This is a genomic window from Pseudoneobacillus rhizolycopersici (assembly GCF_054786815.1).
In genome coordinates this window covers 119,238-138,433 of the sequence record NZ_JBTOOE010000009.1, presented here as the reverse complement: position 1 = coordinate 138,433, position 19,196 = coordinate 119,238, and the positions used below count along the sequence as shown (strand labels likewise).

Genomic DNA, 19,196 nt, shown 5'->3' with positions numbered 1-19,196 from the left:
AAACACTAAAGCACTTTAGTGCTTTAGTGCTTTAAAAAACTTGGGGACAGTCCCCACATGCTTTAAAGCGCTAAAGTGCCATTTTTGTTTTAGACGAACCGATTTCGCCCAGCTAGCATCCCAAAGATCAAGGTGATGAAGGAGACGCCGATTAGAGCCATCAGTGGGGTAGTCCATGAATGGGTCTTGTCGAAAAGATAGCCGATGAATAACGGTCCTATGGCCGCCAGGATGTACCCCGATGATTGGGTCATGCCGGATAAGGCGGCAGCTTGTGCTCCATTTTGGGCACGCAGGCCAATATAGCTTAAGGCTAATGGAAAAGCTCCTCCCAGTGCGATACCGATTAAGCTAATGCTAATGATTAAAACAGGATAGGAAGAACCAAGCCACAATCCGCTAAAGCCAATAATGGAAAATACCCCCATAGCGAAAGCTAACCAAATTTGTGATTTGAATCGCACAGCAAGCATGGGAATGATAAAGCTAGCAGGTAACCCCTCTAATTGCGTAAACGAAAGAAGCCAGCCGGCCTTCTCTAGGCTCAAACCACGACTGTGTAAAATTTCTGGCAACCAAGAGACTGTGACGTAAAATAAAAGAGATTGAAATCCCATGAAAATGGCGATTTGCCAAGCAAGTGGGCTACCCCAAATACTTTTTGATCCCACTTGAAATTTCTTCAGTTCCTTCTGTTCACCTGTTTGGAATTTAAGGAGGAATAGCCAAACGACAATGGCGACAATCGCCAGGATCCCCCAGGCGATTTGTGCTCCTTGCCAGCCAAGATGTAAGTTAACTGCCAACGGAACGCTGACCCCGGAAGCCAGAGAGGCCATTAACCCCATCGAGGTAGAATAAACACTCGTCATCAAACCGAATTTACGCGGAAATTTTTCCTTAACAACCGCGGGTAAAAGCACATTTCCAATCGCGATGCCGAATCCGACAAGAATAGTTCCCGCAAATAGGAAAAAAGTAGTTGGGATCGTCCGAATGACAATTCCAATTAACAGTGCCGTTAAGCCTAACAGTAAGGTCCGCTCATTTGCCAACTTCGATGCAAGTTTTGGGACAAGCGGGGACATGATGGCGAAAATAATTAACGGCAGACTCATCAGTAAACCAGCACTCCAGTGGGTCAGGCCGACATCCTCCTGAATCATACCCACCAACGGCCCCAATGAAGTTAACGCTGGCCGTAAATTAAATGCCACTAATAAAATTCCAGCAATAAATAAATAGATATAAGTTGATTGAAACGTTGATTTTGTCTTTGGATTCATAAAAGAACCTCACCTCTAGATGTAAACTTTCTAAAGTATAACATAATTAATAAACAAGTCACCCCAGATACTTTACTAACCACCAATCTGAATATGTGTGGTTGGAAAATTGTAGGAGATTGGTGACAGGCACCAAACCAAGTATCTAAAATATCATCCAAAAGTCGTAGTAATACTTCATTCAAGATAATGATTTTTTCATTTTACCCATGCTTTATGATGGATGTATAGATAAGGAAAGGGGTTCGTTCAAAATGAAGAACATGAATTTATTCGAAGCACATTTAACCACTGGCAATCTGGAAGAGGCCATCCACTTTTATGAAAAGCTGGGCCTAACAATGGTTCATAAAATTGAGGAGAGAAGAGTCGCGTTTTTTCGGTTTGGACAAGAGCCAAAGATGGAACAAATGCTGGGGATTTGGGAAACGAAAGGTGCTGTCACACGTAAACATATCGCCTTTGGGATCACTAATGAGGAAATGCAAAATGCCATCAGCTGGTTAAAAGATAGAGACATTGAAGCGCTAGAGGACTTTGGTTTGGCTCCTACTGAGCCAATCGTACACACCTGGATGCCGGCAGCATCTGTCTATTTCAATGATCCAGATGGAAATTCACTCGAATTTATTACCATGTTAAATCAGGAAGCCCGGCCTGAATTGGGCGTCATTTATTTGAGCGAGTGGCTGAAAATAAATAAATAACCATCAAAAAAGGAAGCACGGGATTTCCCAGTGCTTCCTTTTTTGCTAGGATGAAGAAAAGATTCTTTGTTTGGTGAAAAATAGGAGATTAGTGCCTGGCACCAATCTCTGAGGCACCAATCTCTGTCACAATCCTTATTTCAGATTCACTTCGATAAATGTGGATTCGCGACTCCAATTTTCTTCGATTTGCGTGATTAGTTGGAGCGGGGTTCCTGGTGTGACTGCTGTGAATTCTTTGGCGAATTCCATTGAACTGCCAGTTCCGCCGATTCTTACTGGGCTAGGGCCAAGTGGCTCCAGTCTGCTGTTTTCGGATTCAAGGGTCATCCATTGCGTTTGCAAGATTGGTTCGCCTTCCACGACAAATTTCAATAGAGTTTTATCTTTCTTGTATTCGACACCCGTCACAATAATGGCATTGTCCCCACCAACTGGAAGCGTAATCGGGAAATGGTCATTTGAAAGCGCGATGTTATAACCTTTTGATTCAACTGTTTTACCGGTCAAGTCTCTTAGCTTAAACATTTCGATATATAGTTTCTCAGGAACATCCTCCATTTTTGGCAAGGTAATCGTGCGTTTCATTGTGGCCTGGCCATTGTCTAATTCCTCAATCACCCCACCGAATCCACTCATGCCACCGATTAACGTTTTCGCCTCATCATAAATCATGAAATCAACATCGTTAATCACCTCTTTTGGTGCGGTAATGGTAATCGTCACATCACTTGAAGCCGGGGTGAAATTGATCTCATCAACAACCGCCTGAATGTCTTCCAAACTTGCCGTGGTCCCTGGAGTGAACTTTGTTGTGCTTGCAACTACCTTTTGATTTTCAATCGGAATCTGGAACACCCAGTTCCCTTCATGTCCATGGACTTCATTGATAACAAGGTTTAACGTCAACGGACCAGTCAATTTCGATTCTGCAAAAACATCCATCGAAATCATCCCAGCATATTCCCCGTTACCGCCATCGACCGGCTTTTCCTCAGCCCCCGCCATAAAGCTAATATCTTCATTATTCATTTTCGCTTTTAATGTGAATGGGAAACCTTTGTCTTTTTCAATTGCCCCATGCTTCGGTAGGTCTTCAGCCATATCCAAATGGTATGCTAGTGCCAATTTTGTACCATCATAGAAAATGTCGGTAAACGTCAACGTTATTCCTTTGTCAGTTGCCGATTTTTCGACGGCGCTGACAAGTCCTTTATCTTTCACTTCAACTAAAATGGGATCGGCTGACTTTTCAAAGAATGAGCCAATCAAAGGAACCTCACTTAGAACCGATGCCATCGTCGGCGAAACAAAGCCTGACCCAATGACAAGGGAGGAGGCGGCAGCGATGGAACCAACTGACATAAGGATTCGTTTTTTATAGGAAGACTTTCGGTCCACATTTGCAGGTAAATTTTTCAATAAATCATCAATGCCATTACGGAACATTTCTGGCACTTCTTCTTCTTGTTTCCCTGTGCCCCACTGTTTTAATTGTTGTGTTAATTTTTCACTCATACTCGAACTCTCCCTTCGTTTTGCTCCACTTGTAATAGTGAACTTAATTTCGCACGGGCGCGATTGAGCCGGGACTTGACGGTGCCCTCCGGTATCTCAAGTATGGCCGCCATTTCCGCGACGGACAGATCATTTATGTAATGAAGGTGAATCACTACTCGATGATCTTCTTCTAAAAATTTCAACGCATTTTCCAGGTCGACAAACTCAGCCATTGGCTGTTCCGCCGCCTGCTCTATTAACTCATCAATCATGACCAGTTTCGAATTTTTCCGAATGATGGCATGACACTCGTTGATTAGGATTCTCGTAATCCACGTTTTAAAGTATTTTGGCTCCTTCAAGGTCGGGAGCGACTGATAAGCTTTTAAAATGGCCTCCTGGGCCGCATCTAAACAATCGGCGTCGGTCCGCAGCATCGATCTTGCAACATGAAACAACGACTTCTCAACAGACTTAATGATTCGGGTGAACGCTTTTTTATCACCCCGTTGAGCAAGTAAAACATCATTTTCCATTGGTTTAGCACCCCTTTCTATCACTTAGATGGTTGGGTTGGGGATTAGGTTCCATTGTTTGGAAACTTTTTTAGTTCATTATAGCTGAATAGTAGGAAAATATGGTCAATAATGGGAATTGAACAGCTTTTCGAAGTGAAAGTCTTATATATTAAAAAAATAGTAAAATTGTCTCATATGTCCAAATGTGGAAAATACCACATTTTTTTGATAAACTGAATGTTGGAAAGATTCTTTTTTACCAGATTGGGGGTTTTCAATGTAGCTTTGGTCACAATTTCAAGCAAATGAGTTGATCACACTTTAAGTAGAGAATAATCCCCACCCCAGACTTTTCACCCACCTAGTGATCTCACTTATTCCTTTTCTCGCTTCAACTGGGAAAGGAACTGTCCCTTGTGCTGATATATTATTCCTATATTTCATCAGTAATATAGCCAGGGTAAGGTATCCCATCCTATAAAAGTAAAATTCTATAACAATCAAGTTCTTTGAAAGTTTTATACAGAAAGGTGTGGAGAAAAACCTTGAGGGAGAAAAAAATATCCTATTGGTTTTCGCAGTTTTTAATATTATTGTTACTGATCAGTTCCCTAAGTCCCTTACCGGCCAAAGCAGCAGATGAGATTAAGAAAACGACGGTGCATACGTTTGGTTCCAATACCTGGGCCTATAGTTCATTGGCCAAAGGTCCTAATGATGAACTGTATTTAGCACATGTCATCAGCGGCAGTGAAATAGCGATCAAACGTTGGAATGGGGCGACATGGGATTCTATGTCAAGCGTGGCGACGACAGCAACTGGCGATTCAGGTATCGGCGGTCCATTACATTTGATTACTGATAAGAGTGGCAATTTGCACTTGGGTTTTCAATTTTTTAAAGGTAGTGGGGTCACGAGTTATCGAGGAATTAAGTATGGTTTTTTTAACAACCAAACCAAAAGCTGGTCTTTCCAGGAAATAGAAGCTTACAGTGACTCGAATGGTTGGAAGAATTTCGATGATCCCTCTGTTGCGGTAGATTCAACTGGCGCCGTACATATGGTATATATGTTCGATGATGCCAACAACCGCAACCACTATGTAAAATATGCAACGAACAAGTCTGGAACGTGGACAAAAGACACCATTGTGACCTCTAATGGCGCTATTGATGAGATGTTTGATCCTCAGATTGTCGTGGATGATAAAAATGATCAGGTCCATGCCACCTATATCAGGGAGGACCAGCAAAATACGTATTACGGAAATGTCTATTACACGACTAAAAAAGCGTCTGATGCTACCTTTCCTACAGCCACGAAATTGATCAATTCTACCGGAGATCAGAAAAACTATTGGAGTTACCCGCTTACACTTGATCGTAATGGTGCTGTTTATATTGCCTACTCAGATCCAAGTACTTCATATATCCTTTCCGATGCAACCGGGAGCTGGAAAAGGGAACAAATCTATGTGGATGGTAGTCGGACAACTGGACCATTTTCTGTCCAATTTGTTGGTTCAGATCTATACCTATTAATGGAGTCTTGGAAACCTGACTGGTCAGACGTTCACTATTTTGTGATGAGAAAAACAACAAGTGGATGGGAGAATGGAACGAAAACGATCGCCCCAGCTGAACCTGGTCCAACAAGTGAAATGACCTATTCAGTAGATTCACAAGGTAATTTTATGCTCGTTATGTTGGATGATAATTTAAGAATCATTAGTAGTTTAAGTGGAAGTAGCTCCGCATTTGGGCTAATTCCGGTAGGACCGCCTGAGCCAACCTATACGGTTAGTTATGATGGAAACGGTCACTCTGGCGGGAATGCCCCTTTTGACGGAAAACAATATAAACAAGGAGATACGGTAACAGTCTTAGGAAACACTGGCAATCTGCAAAAAACAGGCTACTCTTTTACCAATTGGAATAGTGTAGCGAATGGAACCGGAACCACCTACCCAGCAACTGGCAGTGGTACGCTTACGATGCCAGGCAGTAATATCACCTTGTATGCGCAGTGGAAACCGAATACTTATACCGTAACGTACAATCCGGATGGCGGTGTTGTTGGGAAAACCACACAGGTTAAGCTGTTTGATTCTACGTATGGAAAAGGAGCGGATGGAGTAACAGCTGATCCGATGCCGATACCGACGAAAACGGGAAGTACATTTGCCGGTTGGTACACCCAACTAAATGGGGCTGGTAGTCAAGTAATCGATTCTACGAAGGTGATGACGGCAGGAAATCATACTTTATATGCGAAATGGCTTTTGAGTCAGTACACGGTTAGTTTTCATGTCGATGGTGGAAGTGCTGTGCCAAACCAACTGGTTAATCATGGTGGGAATGCCGTAGAACCAACGCCGCCGACGAAACAAGGTCATACGTTTGCAGGGTGGTACACGGATAACACATTCAAGACTGTTTTTGATTTTAAAAATAATGCCATCACAAGCAACACAACGATTTATGCGAAGTGGAATATTAACCAGTACACAGTCAACTTTGACTCGAATGGTGGAAGCCCTGTCGCACCGATAACAGCTAATTACAACACGACAATCGCCCAACCACCCCAACCAACCAAAATTGGTTATACGTTTAACGGTTGGTTTAAAGAAACTGGATTCATAACAGAGTGGAATTTTGCGTCCGATAAAGTTACGGGGAACACGACTCTTTATGCGAAATGGACAATTAACAAACACACGGTTAGTTTCGATGTCGATGGCGGAAGTGCCGTGCCGCCTCAAACAGTCAATCATTTTGAGAAAGCGGTAGAGCCGACAGCACCAACGAAGACTGGCCATACATTTGCCGGTTGGTTTACGGATAAAACTTATACAACAGCATTTGATTTTAACAATATGACTATTACGGGTCCAACAACGATTTATGCGAAATGGACAATTAATCAGTACACAGTTACCTTTAACTCGAATGGCGGAAGTACTGTAGCACCGGTAATAACCAACTACAACACAACGATCGCTACTCCAACACCACCGACCAGAACAGGTTACACATTTAATGGCTGGTTTAAGGAAGCAGGGCTAAATACTGCGTGGGATTTTGCGTCCGACAAAGTCACGGATAACACTACCCTTTACGCAAAGTGGACGATTAACTCTTATACGGTTAGTTTCGATGTCGATGGCGGAAGTGCCGTGCCGCCTCAAACAGTCAATCATTTTGAGAAAGCGGTAGAGCCGACTGCACCAACGAAGACTGGCCATACATTTGCTGGTTGGTTTACGGATAAAACTTATACAACGGCATTTGATTTTAATAATATGACCATTACTGGTCCAACAACGATTTATGCGAAATGGACAATTAATCAGTATATTGTAAGTTTTATTACGGATGGCGGAAGTATTGTTTTACCAATTTCAGCAACCTATAACACAACCATCACGCCTCCTGCAGCACCGACAAAAACGGGCTATACGTTCGACGGTTGGTATAAGGATGCCGAATTGAAAACCTCTTGGAATTTTGCGACAGATAAAGTTACCGAAAATACTACCCTTTATGCGAAGTGGACGATTAATTCTTATACGGTCAGCTTCGATGTCGATGGTGGAAGTGTAGTTCCTCCTCAAACAGTCAATCATTTTGAGAAAGCGGTTGAACCGCCAGCGCCAACGAAGACGGGTCATACATTTGCTGGTTGGTTTACGGATAAAACTTATACAACGGCATTTGATTTTAATAATATGACCATTACTGGTCCAACAACGATTTATGCGAAATGGACAATTAATCAGTACACAGTGAGTTTCGACACGAATGGTGGAAGTGCTGTAGCTCCAGTGACAACCAACTACAACACAACGATCGCTACTCCAACACCACCGACCAGAACAGGTTACACATTTAATGGCTGGTTTAAGGAAGCAGGGCTAAATACTGCGTGGGATTTTGCGTCCGACAAAGTCACGGATAACACAACCCTTTACGCGAAGTGGACGATTAACTCTTATACGGTCAGCTTCGATGTCGATGGTGGAAGTGTAGTTCCTCCTCAAACAGTCAATCATTTTGAGAAAGCGATTGAACCGCCAGCACCAACGAAGACAGGTCATACATTTGCTGGCTGGTTTACGGATAAAACTTATACTACAGGCTTTGATTTTAACAATATGACCATTACTGGTCCAACGACGATTTATGCAAAATGGACAATTAATCAGTATATTGTAAGTTTTATTACGGATGGCGGAAGTATTGTTTTACCAATTTCAGCAACCTATAACACAACCATCACGCCTCCTGCAGCACCGACAAAAACGGGCTATACGTTCGACGGTTGGTATAAGGATGCCGAATTGAAAACGGCTTGGAATTTTGCGACTGATAAAGTTTCCGAAAATACTACGCTTTATGCGAAGTGGACGATTAATTCTTATACGGTCAGCTTTGATGTGGATGGCGGAAGTGTAGTGCCTGCGCAAACAATTAACCATTTTGATAAAGTAGTAGAGCCGCCAGTACCAACGAAGACTGGTCATACGTTTGCCGGTTGGTTTACGGATAAAACTTATACAACGGCATTTGATTTTAACAATATGACCATTACTGGTCCAACGACGATTTATGCAAAATGGACGATTAATCAGTACACAGTGAGTTTCGACACGAATGGTGGAAGTGCTGTAGCTCCAGTGACAACCAACTACAACACAACGATCGCTACTCCAACACCACCGACCAGAACAGGTTACACATTTAATGGCTGGTTTAAGGAAGCAGGGCTAAATACTGCGTGGGATTTTGCGTCCGACAAAGTCACGGATAACACTACCCTTTACGCAAAGTGGACGATTAACTCTTATACGGTTAGCTTCGATATCGATGGTGGAAGTGCCGTGCCTCCTCAAACAGTCAATCATTTTGAGAAAGCGGTGGAACCGACAGCACCAACGAAGACTGGTCATACGTTTGCCGGTTGGTTTACGGATAAAACTTATACAACGGCATTTGATTTTAACAATATGACCATTACTGGTCCAACGACGATTTATGCGAAATGGACAATTAATCAGTATATTGTAAGTTTTATTACGGATGGCGGAAGTATTGTTTTACCAATTTCAGCAACCTATAACACAACCATCACGCCTCCTGCAGCACCGACAAAAACGGGCTATACGTTCGACGGTTGGTATAAGGATGCCGAATTGAAAACCTCTTGGAATTTTGCGACAGATAAAGTTACCGAAAATACTACCCTTTATGCGAAGTGGACGATTAATTCTTATACGGTCAGCTTCGATGTCGATGGTGGAAGTGTAGTTCCTCCTCAAACAGTCAATCATTTTGAGAAAGCGATTGAACCGCCAGCACCAACGAAGACAGGTCATACATTTGCTGGCTGGTTTACGGATAAAACTTATACTACAGGCTTTGATTTTAACAATATGACCATTACTGGTCCAACGACGATTTATGCAAAATGGACGATTAATCAGTACACAGTTACCTTTGACTCGAATGGTGGAAGTGCAGTAGCACCGGTAACAACCAACTACAACACAACGATCACTGCTCCAGCAGCGCCAACAAGAATTGGTTACACGTTCGATGGTTGGTACAGTGATACCGGACTAAATACTGCGTGGGATTTTGCGTCCGACAAAGTCACGGATAACACAACCCTTTACGCGAAGTGGATAATTAACTCTTATACTATCAATTTTGATGTCGTTGGTGGAAGTGCCGTGGCAACGCAAACGATAAATCACTTCGATAAAGTAGTAGAACCGACACCACCGAGGAAGGCGGGGCATACGTTTGCTGGCTGGTATAAAGATCAGGACTATACAAAAGTGTGGGATTTCCAAACCGATCTAGTGACAGGCACCATGACACTCTATGCGAAGTGGGACGTTAGATACTATCAAGTTATTTTCCATACAAACAGTGACGCTACCATAAGCCCAATTTTGGCAGAATACAGCACGACGATTTCAGCACCAGTTATTCCTGATAAACCCGGGTACACATTTGCCGGATGGTTTAAGGATCAAGGGTTTCAGACGGCTTGGGATTTTTTAACGGATCGAGTGAATAGTTCGACCAATCTTTATGCAAAGTGGATTGTAAAAGATCAACCTGGTAATGACCCTATTATTGAAGATAGACTGGTAGATGTCGAGACAGGTAGTGTAGAAGATGGTAAGAAAATAACGCAGATAAAGATAAAGAGAACTACCCAACCAAGTGGAACGGTAAAAGATGAAATCACCCTTACCGAGGAAATGGTAAAAACGTTAATGGAGCAAGGTTTAAGTTCCGCCCGAATCATGCTACCAGATCGCGAAGAAAAGATAGATGAGGTGTTTATTCATCTGCCGAAATCGGTTGCGGAGCGTCTAGCAGTAAGTAAAATTCATGTAGAATTGTATTTAGAAGGTGTTCGACTTGCCATCCCAAGCACATCGATTCAGAATGTGAAGGAAGATTTATTTTTCCGTATTGTTCCGATTAGGGGTGAAAAAGACCGACTTGCCTTATTGAATCGAGTGAAGGCGGAAGAGGCTATTAAAAAAGCAGCAGGAAATCGAAGTGTTGAAGTGCTGGGAAGCCCAATGGAAATCCAGACGAATATGCAAGGTCGACCTGTTACGATTAGAATGCCTTTAGAATCAACGAAATTATCGCAAAAGATGCTCGATAATCTAGTAGTATTTATTGAGCATAGCGATGGAACGAAGGAATTGATTCAAGGGAAACTGATTACGCTAAAAGATGGCTCTCTTGAGGTTGAATTTAGTGTTAGCAAGTTTAGTACTTTTGTACTCATGTATGTGGATGGCTGGAAGGATTATATGAATGCTAAAACGCATACAGCCTACATTAACGGCTATTCCGATAACACATTTAGGCCGAACCAGAACGTCACAAGAGCGCAAATGGCCGCGATGTTGATGAGAAACTTAGGGGTGAAGGATGTTGCAGGCTTGGGCCATTACGATGATGTCCAAGAAACTCACTGGGCGTATAAGGAAATCATGTTAGCCAAACAGAGTGGAATCATGATGGGAACGGGAGATTCGTTCAATCCAAATGCCAGCATTACCCGTGCCCAAATGGCAACCATCATTTATCGCTGGCTGAAAAATGAATGTGCAAAAGATGCGAATGCCTTTGAACAATGTTCGACTCTTGGCCAAAAAGGTGGCCATTCCTATAGCGATGTAGGGAACGACCATTGGGCATACGAGGCCATCCTTGCTATTAAACAGTTTGGAATTATGGAAGGCTATGAAGATGGAACCTTTAAACCGAACGCGCTTTTGACGCGGGCACAGGCAGTAAAAGTCTTAAATCGCCTGTTTAAACGCGGTCCTTTAGAAGGGGACATTACCCCAACCTTTACAGATGTACCAAACGACCATTGGGCATTTAAGGAAATCGAAGAAGCCGTAAGAAATCACCGATATATCCAAGTGGATAATAGCGAAATTTTTGTTAGTGAATAAGATTTAGAGAGTGCCTGACATGTGTCAGGCACTCTCTTTAAATTATGGAAACAAATAGGAGATTGGTGACAGGCACCGTCCGTGGACAATTTCAATTGTTCCAATTTCATAAAATGGTTGGATTATAGGTTTATTTTGACGAAAACGAGGTTCTATAAACAAATAAGCAATTAAGCAGGAACTTACCTAGGGTATGTAGAATTTTGTAATTATCTGTAAATATGTATTTGTTTAGATAGGTTTTTTTATTGAGAGGGAGAGTGTTATGGAAGCTTTTAGTTGGTTAATAAATATTGCTATTGCGGTTTATCTTGCTATTGATGCGCCGAAGCAAGGGAAAAGCCCAGTTCTTTGGGCCATTTTTGGATTGGTGTTTGGAGCAATCACATTAGGGATCTATTTTATCAGGACACAAAGAAAGTTAATCGGTTGGATCGTACTTATCCTTTCTATCATTGGTTATATTGTGCTATTTATCATATCGTTCATTGCTGCGGTTTTAATGCTTGGATTTTAGACCAAGCAACATCAGCGCATTAAAATTTGGATAATATTTAAACACTTTATCACTTTAAAGCGTGTGGGGACTGTCCCCACACGCTTTAAAGTGATAAAGTGCTTTTTAATTAATCTACGATTTTTAGGGAGATTTTCATGCCCTCATGATCTTCGGTTCCGCCACAAATGGTTGAGCAGTTTAATTCATAATCGCCAACTGTGTCAGCGGTAAATTCGACTGGAGAACCTGCCTTTAGATCAATGCCTAGTTCTTCATTGGCGATGGTATGTAAACCTTCTTTATTGACTAGGTTTAGTTTTACAGTTGAGCCTTTTTTGATCACAAGTTCTTTATCGGAAGTGAACTCCCAGTTTGTTGCGGTAATGGTATATTCATTTTCACCTGATGAAGAAGCAGTGTTGGAAGATTCATTCGATGTTCCCTTTGAAGTGGAAGCTTTTTCGTTTCCTCCGCAAGCTGCTAAGCCCAATGTTAAAGCACCAGTTAATAATAAAAATCCAAATTTCTTCATAATCATTTCGTCCCCTTTAATCATTTTCTTATCAACAACCTTATTGTAAGTGGCAATAGTAATAACTTCCTTGACCTAAATCAAGAAAAATACTTTAGCACTTTAAAGCATGTGGGGACTGTCCCCACATGCTTTAAAGTGCTAAAGGGCTATTTTGTTTTAGGGGGTGCTTTTTTTGCGTAAATATTGATAAAATTAGGTAAATTACCTATATGTGGTTATATAAAGGGGGATGTTTTGAGGTTATGGAGAAGAAGTGGGTGGAGAAGCCACGCGATTTTGGTGAGATTCTCGATTTGACGTTTTTGGTTTTACGAAAGCAATTTTCAAAAATATTTTTAATTATGTTGATCTTGATTGGGCCGGTTCTGTTGGTACAGATGGTCGCCATGCTTTCCGGTGGGATTCCGTTCTTACCAGGAGGCGGAGGACGGGAAGGCCTATCAACATTGGACCGCCTCCTTAACGGCATTAGTTCTACGGGCTTTGAGAACATCCTTTTGAACTTAGGTGGAATCGAATTAGTGATCCTCATTATCACTCTTGCACTATTAGGGTTGGTGCTGTTGCCAACAGCATTGGCGGCAACCGCCATTCTAACAAAAAGGGTTAAGGACGAAGCACCGATTGACATCGGTTCGATTATCAAGGAGGCGTTTTCTCGTTACTGGGCACTCATCGGTGGCTCGATTGTGTACTTCCTGATTGTTCTTGGGCTCATTATCGTTCCTACGCTCGGAATCACCTTTCTCTTTGCATTCGGCCAACCTAATGTCGGTGCCGGGCTTATCGTTGGCACCGTCCTTTTCGGTCTTGCTTACATATGCGGGCTCATTTACCTATTTACCCGCTGGGGCTTTTATTTTGTCGCGATTGTTTTTGAAAACGTTTCGCCAGGATTGTCACGAAGCTGGCAGCTAACACGCGGTCATTTTTGGCGTTTAGTCGGTCTTTACATCATTCTCAACATTATCATATCCATCATTACCTATGCGCTTGAAATCGTGAGCAGTTTATTGTTGGCCAATAGTATTATCGGAACTCTTTTTTACACATTGGTAACAGGACTAACCTATATCATTATGAATATCGCTTATGCGGTCATTTATTTTGACCTTCGCGTCCGCAACGAAGGGACTGATTTGGAGGAAATGCTCGACAATTATTACAGTACAAACGACGGGTCTCAGACTCATAGGGATCATCATCCTACGGGTAAAATTGCCACCAATGAAGATGTGGTTTCCGCTGAGGAACTAGAAATGGTAAGCAAGGAATATCCGCCTGAACCACCACGAGAAACCAATCCAGAATCAAAAGAAACCGAAAAGTAGGGGTTCATGTTGAAAACAATTGACCCAAATCAAGCAAAAGATGAATTGGAAAAAATTTTAGCAGAAAAACAATATCAAATCTATTACAGGCAGGACCAACATACATTGGCCGACCTTTTGGAACGCTTGCAGGCATGGATTAATCGTCATTTAGCGAAACTTCTGCCCGAGCAAAATTTTCGCGACGATGTGTCCGAATGGATTTCGTACGGAATGGTCGGGGCGGGGATTTTCGTGGTGCTATTCCTTTTAATCCTCTTTTCCTCCCGTGTGGTAAGGGAGAAACGGTTTTACGCGAAGCCGGTCGGCACCGAGCAGGAACTGGAATTATCAACGAAATCTCATTTGAACGAGGCCGAGCAGCATTATGCGGCCGGCGATTCGCGAACGGCACTGCGACATCTTTTTCTTGCCTATCTCCTCTATTTAGATGAGAAACAATGGATAGTGGCACGCGCTTGGAAAACGAATGGCGAGTATATCGAGGAACTGGAGATATTGCAGCGGGACCGGGCGGCCGAATTTCGCAAGCTTGCGCATACATTTGAAGCTACCTGGTACGGCGGGCGTCAGGTAACGGCCGAATCCTATCTTGACTATCGGAACCAAGTACTGGAACTGGTAGCGGGCGAGGAGGGCAATAGCGATGATTAAGAAACTCAAACGCAATCAAACGTGGGTCAGCATCGTCCTCTTACTCGTAGTCTTTTTCGGACTCGGTAGTTTACTGATTCCGCAAGGGAAGACCGAATATCCGGAGTTTGTCACGAAATCACCATCACCAACGGGGACAAAGGCGTTTTACACGTTTTTAAAAGATGAGCAAGGGAGCGTTCAAGTATGGCAACGACCAGTTGACCTGCTACCGAACAATGCCGGCCAATTAATGATCCTGATTGAACCTGACTATATGTTTAACCAGGAGGAGCAGGACAAATGGATCAAGTGGCTGGAGCGAGGGAATCGCATTTTTCTGATTTCGCGAGCACCTGATGGTTTTTTTAACATTAAGACAGTAATAAAAGGACCAAGCGATAGCGAGAATTCCATTCAATCGGCAAGCGGTCAAACGTATCAGGCAAGCGTCGAAACGCAATTTCGTCTTCAGCTCGGCTTAGGGGACGAAGCTATTCTTCAGGATAAACAGGGAACAATTGCACTCAAACGCGTGATTGGCCAGGGTGAGCTAACCGTCCTCGTCACGCCGGAATGGCTGCAAAATGAAAATATATTAAATAATGACCATTTGAAACTAGTATTGCCTTTACTTGGCGGAGCAAACGCGGTTTGGTTTAACGAGTATATCCACGGCTCCGAGAGCAAGCTTACGCTCATTGAGGCCTACCCGCAGTGGTTCTTGCTCCTATTTGCTCAGCTGGCCTTGGTAATATTGCTATGGCTTTGGTCAAAAGGGATGCGTTTTGGACCGGTCGAGACACCACGTGAGTCGGTTGTTCGCTTCGGAGATGAACGAATCAAGGCACAGGCCGCATGGTACCAAAAGGGCGAATTTTACAAGGAAACGCTTCTCCACCAAATCGATTATGTAAAAATGATCATCCAGGAGCGCTGGGGCATCTCTGCCAACACGGTAGAAACGGATTATATCGAATTAACAAAACGACGTTTGCCAAAAAATAAACAAGGTCAATGGGAGCAGAATTGGGCAGAAATCGCTGCAATTACCAACACCGCCAAGGTCACTCATAAACAATTTCTAGCTTGGTCGAAGCTGATAGATGAAGTGCGGAAACAGGTTCAGGAGGGCTGACGCTCCCTTGAATCTCTACCTATGAGGCACGGGTAAGCTGAGGTGAGACGCCAATCAATTGGCAAAAAACACGCCCTCCTTAACCGATGAAACGAGAAAAGAGGTACATGGAATGAATCCAACGATAGAAAAATTGATCAACTCCTACGAGGCGCATATTTTCGGGCAACGACAAAACATTAAACTGCTTTTGACAGCCATTTTAGCAGGCGGAAATGTGCTGCTCGAGGGGGTGCCAGGCACCGGGAAAACGAAAATGGTTCGCACGCTCGCCAGTTTGATTGGTGGTGACTTTAAGCGAGTCCAGTTCACGCCCGACCTGCTCCCAAGTGACATCACCGGAAGTGCGATTTTCAACCTGAAAGAAGGGCAATTTGAAACGTTAAAAGGACCGATTTTTACCAATATCCTTCTAGCTGATGAAATTAACCGAACCCCGGCAAAAACGCAGGCAGCTTTGCTTGAGGCGATGGAAGAGAAGCAGGTCACGATTCATGGGGAAACTTACCCGTTACCGGATCCGTTTTTCGTAGCGGCGACGCAAAATCCAGTCGAGTTCGAAGGAACCTATCCGTTGCCAGAGGCGCAGCAGGATCGTTTCTTGTTTAAAATTTTGATTGATTATCCTAGTATGGAGGCGGAAAAGGACGTATTAAAGCAAGCGACGACCGATAGACGCAGTTCAGCAGCTGTTATGGAGGAAAATCAAACCACCCTTAAGCTACCGCAATTCCATGAGCTCCGCGCCGGAGTGGCTGCCGTCAAGGTTGACGATGGCATCATTGATTACATCGCACAAATCGTCCGGAAAACGCGTGAATCCGATATGGTTCGCCTCGGGGCCAGTCCGCGTGCCGGGATGGCGATTGTTGAAGCAAGCAAGGCGTGGGCGTTCCTGCATGACCGCGATTATGTGACACCGGACGATGTGAAAATCGTCGTACGGCCAGCCCTTCGTCACCGAATCATTCCGTCACCTCACATAGAATTGGAGGGAGGAACGAGTGACCAAATCATCCAAGACGTCGTTGCGCAGACGCCGGTTCCACGCTAGAGGGATACTACCAACGAAACGGCTAATGGGGCTGTTTCTACTGATGGTTGTCCCTGTTGGAATCGCCTCGATTTGGGGGCACGGATTTCGCGCCTTTTTCATTCTAAACAGCTTGCTGCTGTTGGTAAGCCTTGTCGATTGGTGGATCCTGCCGCGCCGTAGGCAACTGGTTGGCCGACGTGTCGTACCGGAAGAAGTTGAACGCGGTTTGCCATTTGCAGTCGAATTTTATTTGAAAAATTCAGCGACGGTGCCGATTCGGTTTCGCTTTGTTGATGAACTACCGGTTTCGTTTGAGCGGGAGGGGTTCCCGTTTTACGGCTCGGTTGGTGCCGGAGAGGCTAGAGGTATTTTTTATAAAACGTCAGCCAATGTGCGCGGTGATTATCAGTTGAATCGGATTTATTTCCGCTACCAATCACCCATTGGGCTCTGGGAAAAGCAGATGTCGTTTGAGACGGTCAGTCGGGTCAGCGTGATTCCAAATATGAGTGCCGTCCGCGGTACGCTTGTTTCCATGCAGCAGCTGCTGCTCCATGAGGGGACAAAGATCCGCAAGAGCCGGGTCGGCGGCGGTGAGTTTGCGCAAATCCGTAATTATGTTGTCGGGGATGACCCGCGTAAAATCAATTGGCGGCAAACCGGAAAAATGGCCGAATTGATGACGAATGTCTATGAACCGGAGCATGGCAAATATATTACGATTTTGATTGACTGTGGGCGGCCGATGGGGGTCGAACTGACAGAGGTCAATCGGCTGGAGCGGGCGATGGAGGCGGCACTAACCTTGGCGGCTGTTGCCTTACGCCAGGGGGACTATGTGTCGGTGCTTGCTTTTTCCAATCGGGTAAAAGCGTATGTGCCATCAGGAAAAGGGATGGCCCATCTGCAAACGATTATTCGCACGGTTTACGCGATACAGGCTGACCCGTTCGAGTCAAACTATTTGCAGGCGTTGGATTATATCGAACGCGTCCAAAAACGCCGCAGTTTCATGGTATTATTTAGCGACTTGGCACCGTTTTTATTTGAAGAGACTTCGTTGTTCTCGGTCCAGCGGGTTCGCCGCAAACATCTGTTCATGCTATTGGGAATCACCGATCCGAGTGTTGAACGTTGGAGTCGGGCGGAACCGAGCGACACCCGAACCATCATGATCAAAAGCGCCGCCCAACGTGAAGAAATCCGAAAACGGGCAGAAATCAAACGCTGGAACAAAAACGGCCTAGAAATCATCGAAGTACCCGAACACCAACTCGCCGCCAAAGCCATCTCACGCTACATCGAAATAATCAATCGCGGAGCGCTGTAGAGCGTTGCATCGCGCTGTAGTGCTATGCTGTAGTTAGTTTACAATAACGGTGCCAGGCACCAATAACCTAAAATATGTAAAATGAACAATCCATAAAAAAATCCCTCTCAACAGAGGGATTTTCAGCAAAATAGTTCTTTTACCCGCGCCCGGTGGCGATGGCTTTTCTTTTACCGATCAAAATATAGAAAATTAATGCAAAAACGGTGACTAATGCAAATGTATATTTCATTTCCAGTGAAATCGGTGCGGGTGTGATGTAGCCCTCGATGATGCCGGCAACAACAAACAACGGGACAGTACCGAGCAACAGCTGGACCGAACGCAAGGCTTGGTGTTTCAATTGAAACGCCCGTGAATACGGTCCTGGAACGATCATTTTGTAGCCCATTAACAGTCCGGCTCCACCAGCAATGAAAATCGCAGTCAGTTCAATCATCCCGTGGGGCACGATATAGGCCCAAAACTCGTAAAACTTGCCGTGCTGCCAAAAAACGGCGGCCAACGCACCTACGAGAATGCCATTAGTAATCAGCACGTAAACGGTAAACAAACCAAGCGTGATGCCCCCTGCAAACGCTAAAATGGCCACTTGAATATTATTGGTCATAATTGCAGTCGACATTAGGGGTGAATTAATACCAACACCATCATCATTATCATGCTTGCCGATTTGTTCGGGGTCAATTCCTGCCGCCATTTCCGGGCCAAGCAGTGTATAAACATGAAGAGGGTCACTGAGTACCGACAAATAGCCGCCAACGGCACCAATGGTAAACAGTAGCATGGCAATTAGAATAAATGCTCGCTGTTCCCAAAATAGTCTAATAAACGTTCCACCGAAAAAACGTCGCAACTGGTATAGGCTGGTCGCCTGGTCGCGATACAACAAGTTGTGGGCCTTCGAGACAAGACCGTTCAAATAATAGGTTACTTCATCACGTGGAAAATACGTTTGTGCGACGGACAGATGATGAGCGCTTTTTTGATAGAGATGTTGGAACTCGTCAACTTTCTCCGGAGAAAGCTGTTTTCTGCGGCGTTTCGAAACAACTTTGATGCTTTGTTCCAGTCGGTCCCAGTCATCACGGTGCTGTTTGATAAAAACTTTTAAATCCATTTGGCGGTCACCTGCCTTGTAATATAGTTTTTGGATCAGAAAATGAATTTATGATAGGAAGGAA

General features: G+C 43.9%; 13 protein-coding genes. 8 read left to right on the top strand and 5 right to left on the bottom strand.

What is annotated here, in order from left to right:
• Positions 1-89: 89 nt before the first annotated feature.
• Positions 90-1,286, bottom strand: coding sequence for a CynX/NimT family MFS transporter (locus ACX9YW_RS11765; RefSeq protein ID WP_460346533.1), 1,197 nt, complete (start codon positions 1,284-1,286; stop codon positions 90-92).
• Between the two features lie 254 nt (positions 1,287-1,540).
• Here ACX9YW_RS11765 and ACX9YW_RS11760 point away from each other — a divergent pair, with 254 nt between their 5' ends.
• Entirely contained in the window at positions 1,541-1,993 is a 453-nt protein-coding gene (locus ACX9YW_RS11760; RefSeq protein WP_460346531.1) for a VOC family protein, read from the top strand.
• A gap of 135 nt (positions 1,994-2,128) precedes the next feature.
• On the opposite strand, the gene ACX9YW_RS11755 is transcribed toward ACX9YW_RS11760, so the two are convergent.
• Complete coding sequence (locus ACX9YW_RS11755; RefSeq protein ID WP_460346529.1) at positions 2,129-3,511, bottom strand: DUF4179 domain-containing protein; 1,383 nt, start codon at positions 3,509-3,511, stop codon at positions 2,129-2,131.
• Entirely contained in the window at positions 3,508-4,029 is a 522-nt protein-coding gene (locus ACX9YW_RS11750) for a sigma-70 family RNA polymerase sigma factor (RefSeq protein WP_460346527.1), read from the bottom strand. Before ACX9YW_RS11750 ends, ACX9YW_RS11755 begins: the two co-directional genes overlap by 4 nt.
• 527 nt (positions 4,030-4,556) lie before the next feature.
• On the opposite strand from ACX9YW_RS11750, the gene ACX9YW_RS11745 reads away from it, so the two are divergent.
• On the top strand, positions 4,557-11,510 hold the full coding sequence (locus tag ACX9YW_RS11745) for an InlB B-repeat-containing protein (RefSeq protein ID WP_460346525.1): 6,954 nt from the start codon (positions 4,557-4,559) through the stop codon (positions 11,508-11,510).
• A 265-nt stretch (positions 11,511-11,775) separates the two neighbouring features.
• Positions 11,776-12,027, top strand: a complete 252-nt coding sequence (locus ACX9YW_RS11740; protein ID WP_460346523.1) for a hypothetical protein — start codon at positions 11,776-11,778, stop codon at positions 12,025-12,027.
• A 109-nt stretch (positions 12,028-12,136) separates the two neighbouring features.
• Here the strand turns inward: ACX9YW_RS11740 and ACX9YW_RS11735 are convergent, their stop codons facing one another.
• Entirely contained in the window at positions 12,137-12,541 is a 405-nt protein-coding gene (locus ACX9YW_RS11735) for a cupredoxin domain-containing protein (RefSeq protein WP_460346521.1), read from the bottom strand.
• A 245-nt stretch (positions 12,542-12,786) separates the two neighbouring features.
• Here ACX9YW_RS11735 and ACX9YW_RS11730 point away from each other — a divergent pair, with 245 nt between their 5' ends.
• From ACX9YW_RS11730 to ACX9YW_RS11710, 5 genes are all read left to right on the top strand, one after another.
• Complete coding sequence (locus tag ACX9YW_RS11730; RefSeq protein WP_460346519.1) at positions 12,787-13,875, top strand: DUF7847 domain-containing protein; 1,089 nt, start codon at positions 12,787-12,789, stop codon at positions 13,873-13,875.
• Between the two features lie 6 nt (positions 13,876-13,881).
• Positions 13,882-14,529: a DUF4129 domain-containing protein gene (locus ACX9YW_RS11725; RefSeq protein WP_460346517.1), complete on the top strand. Its 648-nt coding sequence runs from the start codon at positions 13,882-13,884 to the stop codon at positions 14,527-14,529.
• Complete coding sequence (locus ACX9YW_RS11720; RefSeq protein WP_460346515.1) at positions 14,522-15,646, top strand: DUF4350 domain-containing protein; 1,125 nt, start codon at positions 14,522-14,524, stop codon at positions 15,644-15,646. The genes ACX9YW_RS11725 and ACX9YW_RS11720 overlap by 8 nt, the downstream gene beginning before the upstream one ends.
• A 112-nt stretch (positions 15,647-15,758) precedes the next feature.
• Positions 15,759-16,700, top strand: a complete 942-nt coding sequence (locus ACX9YW_RS11715; RefSeq protein WP_460346513.1) for an AAA family ATPase — start codon at positions 15,759-15,761, stop codon at positions 16,698-16,700.
• 43 nt (positions 16,701-16,743) lie between these two features.
• Complete coding sequence (locus ACX9YW_RS11710; RefSeq protein WP_460346511.1) at positions 16,744-18,012, top strand: DUF58 domain-containing protein; 1,269 nt, start codon at positions 16,744-16,746, stop codon at positions 18,010-18,012.
• A 139-nt stretch (positions 18,013-18,151) separates the two neighbouring features.
• Here the strand turns inward: ACX9YW_RS11710 and ACX9YW_RS11705 are convergent, their stop codons facing one another.
• Entirely contained in the window at positions 18,152-19,132 is a 981-nt protein-coding gene (locus ACX9YW_RS11705) for a stage II sporulation protein M (protein WP_460346509.1), read from the bottom strand.
• Positions 19,133-19,196: the final 64 nt, after the last annotated feature.